Source organism: Rhizobacter sp. P2_H2 (genome assembly GCF_056403375.1).
The window spans coordinates 1-5,373 of the sequence record NZ_JBFUFP010000312.1; the positions used below are offsets into that span (position 1 = coordinate 1).

The 5,373-nt window shown below is 69.1% G+C and carries 6 protein-coding genes; 1 reads left to right on the top strand and 5 read right to left on the bottom strand.

The genetic code is table 11. The features are described 5' to 3' along the window. Positions 1-99 precede the first annotated feature (99 nt). Genes AC1D15_RS16695 through AC1D15_RS16710 form a run of 4 tightly spaced genes read right to left on the bottom strand, consistent with a single transcriptional unit; the run spans position 100 to position 3,507 of the window. Complete coding sequence (locus tag AC1D15_RS16695) at positions 100-1,422, bottom strand: sodium:proton antiporter (RefSeq protein ID WP_477826849.1); 1,323 nt, start codon at positions 1,420-1,422, stop codon at positions 100-102. Further along, positions 1,422-2,117, bottom strand: coding sequence for a nitroreductase (locus AC1D15_RS16700; protein ID WP_477826852.1), 696 nt, complete (start codon positions 2,115-2,117; stop codon positions 1,422-1,424). Before AC1D15_RS16700 ends, AC1D15_RS16695 begins: the two co-directional genes overlap by 1 nt. A 2-nt stretch (positions 2,118-2,119) precedes the next feature. Next, positions 2,120-2,575, bottom strand: a complete 456-nt coding sequence (locus tag AC1D15_RS16705) for an acyl-CoA thioesterase (RefSeq protein ID WP_477826850.1) — start codon at positions 2,573-2,575, stop codon at positions 2,120-2,122. Next, the gene (locus AC1D15_RS16710) at positions 2,572-3,507 is read right to left on the bottom strand and encodes a histone deacetylase family protein (protein WP_477826851.1); all 936 of its coding nucleotides are present in this window, start codon (positions 3,505-3,507) and stop codon (positions 2,572-2,574) included. The genes AC1D15_RS16705 and AC1D15_RS16710 overlap by 4 nt, the downstream gene beginning before the upstream one ends. 186 nt (positions 3,508-3,693) lie before the next feature. Between AC1D15_RS16710 and phaP the strand changes: the two genes are divergently transcribed. Beyond that, entirely contained in the window at positions 3,694-4,245 is a 552-nt protein-coding gene (phaP, locus tag AC1D15_RS16715) for a TIGR01841 family phasin (protein ID WP_047510746.1), read from the top strand. A 156-nt stretch (positions 4,246-4,401) separates the two neighbouring features. Here phaP and AC1D15_RS16720 read toward each other — a convergent pair whose 3' ends face one another. After that, positions 4,402-5,364 (bottom strand): patatin-like phospholipase family protein, encoded by a 963-nt coding sequence (locus tag AC1D15_RS16720; protein ID WP_477826853.1) that lies wholly within the window; start codon positions 5,362-5,364, stop codon positions 4,402-4,404. Positions 5,365-5,373 lie beyond the last annotated feature (9 nt).

A 5,373-nucleotide genomic window follows, 5' to 3' on the forward strand; every position in this document is an offset into this window, starting at 1 on the left:
GTCGAAGTGCGCCCGCAGGCGATCGACAATGTCGGGAAAGATGGCACGCGAGACGAGTACGGCAGGCTTCATGTCACATCCTCTTCTTGAGAAAACAGGTCAGAACCAGATCAGGGTCATCAGCACGAACAGCGGCAGCAGCACGGCCATCGACCAGCCCATGTAGCCGAAGAAGCCGGGCATCCGGATGCCGCGGCTTTCGGCCACCGCCTTCACCATCAGGTTGGGCGCGTTGCCGATGTACGAGTTGGCGCCCATGARCACCGAGCCGGCCGAGATCGCGGCCAGCGTGGTGGCGTACTGCGTCATCAGCTGCTGCGCGTCGCCGCCGGCGGCGTTGAAGAACACCAGGTAGGTCGGCGCATTGTCCAGAAACGACGACAGCGTGCCGGCGGCCCAGAAATACATCCCCGGCCGCGGCGTGCCATCGGGCGCGGTGACGGCCGACACGATCGCGCCGAACGGCCCGTCGACCCCGGCGCGCAGCATCGCGATGACCGGGATGATGGTCAGGAAGATGCCGGCGAACAGCTTGGCGACCTCGACGATCGGGCCGAAGCTGAACTGGTTCTGCGCATGGGCCGAGGGCGGTGTCAGGTGCCACGACAGCGCGGCGATCGCGATCAGCCCGAGGTCGCGCATCAAGCCTTGCCAGGTGATCTCGGCACCGGCCAGCGTGAACGCGACGCCACCGTGCCAGACACCGCTCATCAGGATCAGCCCCGCGACGCCGGCCAGCAGCGCGAGGTTGACCGCACCCTCGATGCCGAAGCCGCGCGTGTCCGGCGTCGGGTCGACGGGGCGCGGCTCGTCCTGGCGGCAGTACCAGCGGTCGAGCAACCAGAAGATCGCGAGCAGCGTGCCCACCATGAACAGCGTGTGCGGCAGCAGGTGCACCAGCGTCCACGAGAACGCCACGCCCTGCAGGAAGCCGAGGAACAGCGGCGGGTCGCCGAGCGGTGTCAGCGCGCCGGCCGCGTTCGACACGATGAAGATGAAGAACACCACGACGTGGGCCGTGTGGCGCCGGTGGTCGTTCGCGCGGATCAGCGGGCGGATCATCAGCATCGACGCGCCGGTGGTGCCCATCACGCTGGCCAGCACCGCGCCGATCGCCATCAGCGCGACGTTCAGGCCCGGGCCGCCGTGCAGGTTGCCGCGCACGAAGATGCCGCCGGCGACGATGAAGAGCGTGGCCAGCAGCACGATGAACGGGATGTACTCGCCGACCGCAGCGTGCACCAGGCCGTGCCATGCGGCGTCGACGCCCGACTGCGCCGCCTGCGGCACGAGGTACGCGAGCGCCCACGCGGCCACCACCTTGCCCTGGTGCCTGTGCCAGAAGCCCGGTGCGGCCAGCGRCAGCAGCGCGATCGACAGCAGCAGCCCGGCGAACGGCAGGCCCCACAGCAGCTCCGGCATCAGCCGAGGAAGCGAGTGAAGCCGGCCACCGGCTCGCGCTCGGTCACCAGCGTGTTCTCGACCGCGGACGGATCGGCGACGCCGAGCGACATGCCGCACACCAGCATCTCGTCATCGCCCGCACCCAGGCGCGGCAGGATGACGCGGTGGAACTGCGTGAACGCGGCCTGCGGGCAGGTGTCGAGGCCGCGGGCGCGCGCAGCCACCATGATGTTCTGCAGGAACATGCCGTAGTCGAGCCAGCTGCCCTGCTGCATCACGCGGTCGATCGTGAACATCAGGCCGACCGGTGCGTCGAAGAACACGTAGTTGCGGCCGTGCTGCTCGTGCATGCGCAGCTTGTCGCCCTTGGTGATGCCGAGCAGGCCGTACAGGTCCCAGCCGACCTTGCGGCGGCGGTCGATGTAGGGCGAGCGCCATTCGACCGGGTAGTAGGCGTACTCCTCGTGGTGCTGCGCCGCCTCCTCGGGATCGTCGTAGAGGGCAGTGATCTCGCGCCCCAGCGCCGCCAGCGGCTCGCCGGTCAGCACGTAGACCTTCCATGGCTGCGTGTTGGTGCCCGAGGGCGCGCGCGACGCGACGCGCAGGATGTCTTCGATGGTCTCGCGCGGGATCGGCGTCGGCAGGAAGGCGCGCAACGAGCGGCGCGAGGTGATCGCCGCGTCGATGAGGGCAGTCTGCTCGGGGGTTGGCAAGCTCACGGGCGCAATCCTTCCAGGGCTTGGATGAGAACGGCCGGCAACGCGGCCGGGCGGCGCGTTTCGCGGTCGACGTAGACATGCACGAAATGGCCGCGTGCCGCGCACAGCGGCTCGCCGGCGGCGAACAGGCCGATCTCGTAGCGCACGCTGGAGCTGCCGACCTGCGCGACGCGCAAGCCGGCATCGACCATCTGCGGGAACGCGATCGGCGCGAAGTAGTTGCAGTGGGTCTCGACCACCAGCCCGATCACCGCGCCGGCGTGGATGTCGAGCGCACCGGCCTCGATCAGGTAGCGGTTCACCGCGGTGTCGAACAGGCTGTAGTAGACGACGTTGTTGACGTGGCCGTAGGCGTCGTTGTCCATCCACCGGGTCGACAGGCTCGTGAAGTGCCGGTAGGCGCTGCGCGCTTCGGGTTGCGGGCGGATCGGAGGCGTCTGGGGCATCGTCATGGCGCTGCATTGTTCCATTGCTCGCGGCTGGCCAGCGCCTCGCGCAGCGTCGTGAGCTGCACCGCGACGGTGTCGGCGATCTCGCGGCCGTAGCCGCCGGCCATGCTGACCGCGACCGGGATGCCGCGCTCGCGGGTGGCAGCGAAGACGCGGCGGTCGCGCTCGGCGAGGCCCGCGGACGTGAGCTTCAGGCGGCCCAGGCGATCGCCCTCGTGCGGATCGGCACCGGCGAGGTAGAACACCAGCCCCGGCGCGCCCTGCGCATGGCGGCGCCACAGTTCGGCGAGCGCCGCATCGAGCGCGGCCAGGTACTCGTCGTCGCGGCAGCCGTCGGGCAGGGCCACGTCGAGGTCGCTCGCCTCCTTGCGGAACGGGAAGTTGCGCTCGCCGTGCAGCGACAGCGTGAACACCGTCGGGTCGTCGCGGAAGATCRCCGCGGTGCCGTTGCCCTGGTGCACGTCCAGGTCGATCACCGCGACACGCAGCAGCGTGCGGTGCTGCCGGTGCCATTCGGCCTGCATCAGCCGCGTCGCCACGGCCACATCGTTGAAGACGCAATAGCCGCTGCCCTTGTCCGCATGGGCGTGGTGGGTGCCGCCGGCCAGGTTCGCGGCAACGCCCTCGGTGAGGGCCGCACGCGCCGCGGCGATCGTCGCGCCGACCGAGCGGCGCGAGCGCTCGACCATGCGCGGCGTCCACGGAAAGCCGATCTCGCGCTGCTCGGCCGCGCTCAGCGTGCCTTCGGACACCGCGGTGACGTAGTCGGGCGTGTGGGCCAGCGCGAGTTCGCCGTCGCTCGCCGCGGGCGCCTCCTGCAGGCACAGCCCGGGCTCGGACTCCGCGGCCTCGCGCAGCAGGCGGTACTTCTGCATCGGGAACCGGTGCCCGGTGGGCAGCGGCAGCACGAAGTGGTCGGAGTGGAAGGCTTGCATCGAGGCGCGCATCGCCGGCGCATTGTGCCGATCGGCGCCGAAATGGGTACATGCCTCTAGATTGCTGCAATGCAGCAAAAACAACTTGTAATCCTCGGATCACTCCGTATACTTCTCGCCATGGTGCAGTGCAACAAAGTCACTGTGTCAGGCGCAGTCCCCTTTTCTATCTCATGGAGATTCCACATGCTGACCGCTGAACAATTGATCGCCGCCCACAAGACCAACATCGAAACGCTCTTCGGCCTGACCGGCAAGGCGTTCGAAGGCGTCGAGAAGCTCGTCGAGCTGAACCTGCAGGTCGCGAAGACCGCGCTCGGCGAAGCCGCCGCGAACACCCAGGCCGCGCTGTCGGTGAAGGACGCGCAGGAACTGCTGGCGCTGCAAGCCAGCCTGCTGCAGCCGGCCGCCGAGAAGGCCGCCGCCTACGGCCGCCACCTGTACGACATCGCCGCCAGCACCAATGCCGACATCGGCAAGGTCGCCGAAGCGCAAGCCGCCGAAGCCCAGCAGAAGTTCATGACGGTGGTCGACACCGCCGTGAAGAACGCGCCGGCCGGCACCGAGAACGTCGTCGCGCTGTTCAAGTCGGCCGTCGCGACCACCAGCAATGCCTACGAAAGCCTGCAGAAGGCCGCCGGCCAGGCCGCGAAGGTGGCAGAAGCCAACATCGAAGCGATCAGCGCCAGCGCCGTGAAGGCCGCATCGGCCCCGAAGACCAAGCGCGCCGCCGCCTGATCTGAAAAAGGACTTGAACTTATGTCGCGACCCTTCATCTGAGAGTTACCGCGGGCCCTGCCTGCGGTCTCCCTGAAAGGTTGTCTCCTCGGTACCGCGCGAATTCTGATTCCAGGTACCTTCCGGCCCGGTGGCAACACCGGGCCGTTTTGTTTGTCAGTGCGTCTTCGCCGCGATCCGCATCTTCAGCTCGTTGATCATCGCCAGCGCGATCTCGCGCCCGGCCTGGATCGAGCGCTTGCGCGCCGCGAAATCGGCCGACGACACGTCGGCCAGCTTCGGCCGCAGCACCACGTCGGCCTCGCGCAGCTCGAAGGCATTGATGCTGCGGCTCATGATCGCGAAGGTCTGCAGCAGCATGCGCATCGGGTCGCCGGTGGCGGCACCATCCGGCACCGCCGAGATGTCGACCGCGATCACCAGCTCGGCACCCATCTGGCGCGCGAAGCGCACCGGCACCGGCGACACCAGTCCGCCGTCCACGTATTCGCGTGTGCCGATGCGCACCGGCTGGAACACCGCCGGCACCGCGCTCGAGGCGCGCACCGCGATGCCCGCATCGCCGCGCTGGAACAGCACCGGAGAGCCGTTGTCGAGGTCGGTCGCGACGATGCCGAGCGGCATGCGCATCTGCTCGATGGTCTTGCCGCCGGTGGCCTCGCGCACGAAGCGCGCCAGCGCCTCGCCGCGGATCAGCCCGCGACCGGGAAAGGCCCAGTCGGTGATCGCCGACTCGTCCATCGAATCGGCCATCGCCGCCAGCGCCAGCCCGTTCTTGCCCGACGCGTAGAGCGTCGCGACCAGGCTGCCGGCCGAGGTGCCGACCACCAGGTCCGGCTTGATGCCGTTCTCCTCCAGCACCTGGATCACGCCGATGTGGGCAAAGCCGCGCGCCGCGCCGCCGCCCAGCGCCAGCCCGATGCGCGGCGGCTTCGGCACCGGCTTGATCACGACGAGCGGCGGCGCCGACGCGGCCGAGTCCGGTGGCACGACCACCACCGGCGGGTTGCCGGCCGGCGTGGACGCGGGATTCGAGGGCGGCAGCGGCACCGTCTGGCACCCGGCCAGCAGGACGGCGGCAGCCACGGCGGCCGCACGGGCCCAGGACGAGGAAGTCAGAAAGGAAGG

Coding starts and splice junctions, on each gene's coding strand:
- AC1D15_RS16705 (WP_477826850.1), bottom strand. CDS start 2,575: ATGACGATGCCCCAGACGCCTCCGATCCGCCCGCAACCCGAAGCGCGC.
- phaP (WP_047510746.1), top strand. CDS start 3,694: ATGCTGACCGCTGAACAATTGATCGCCGCCCACAAGACCAACATCGAA.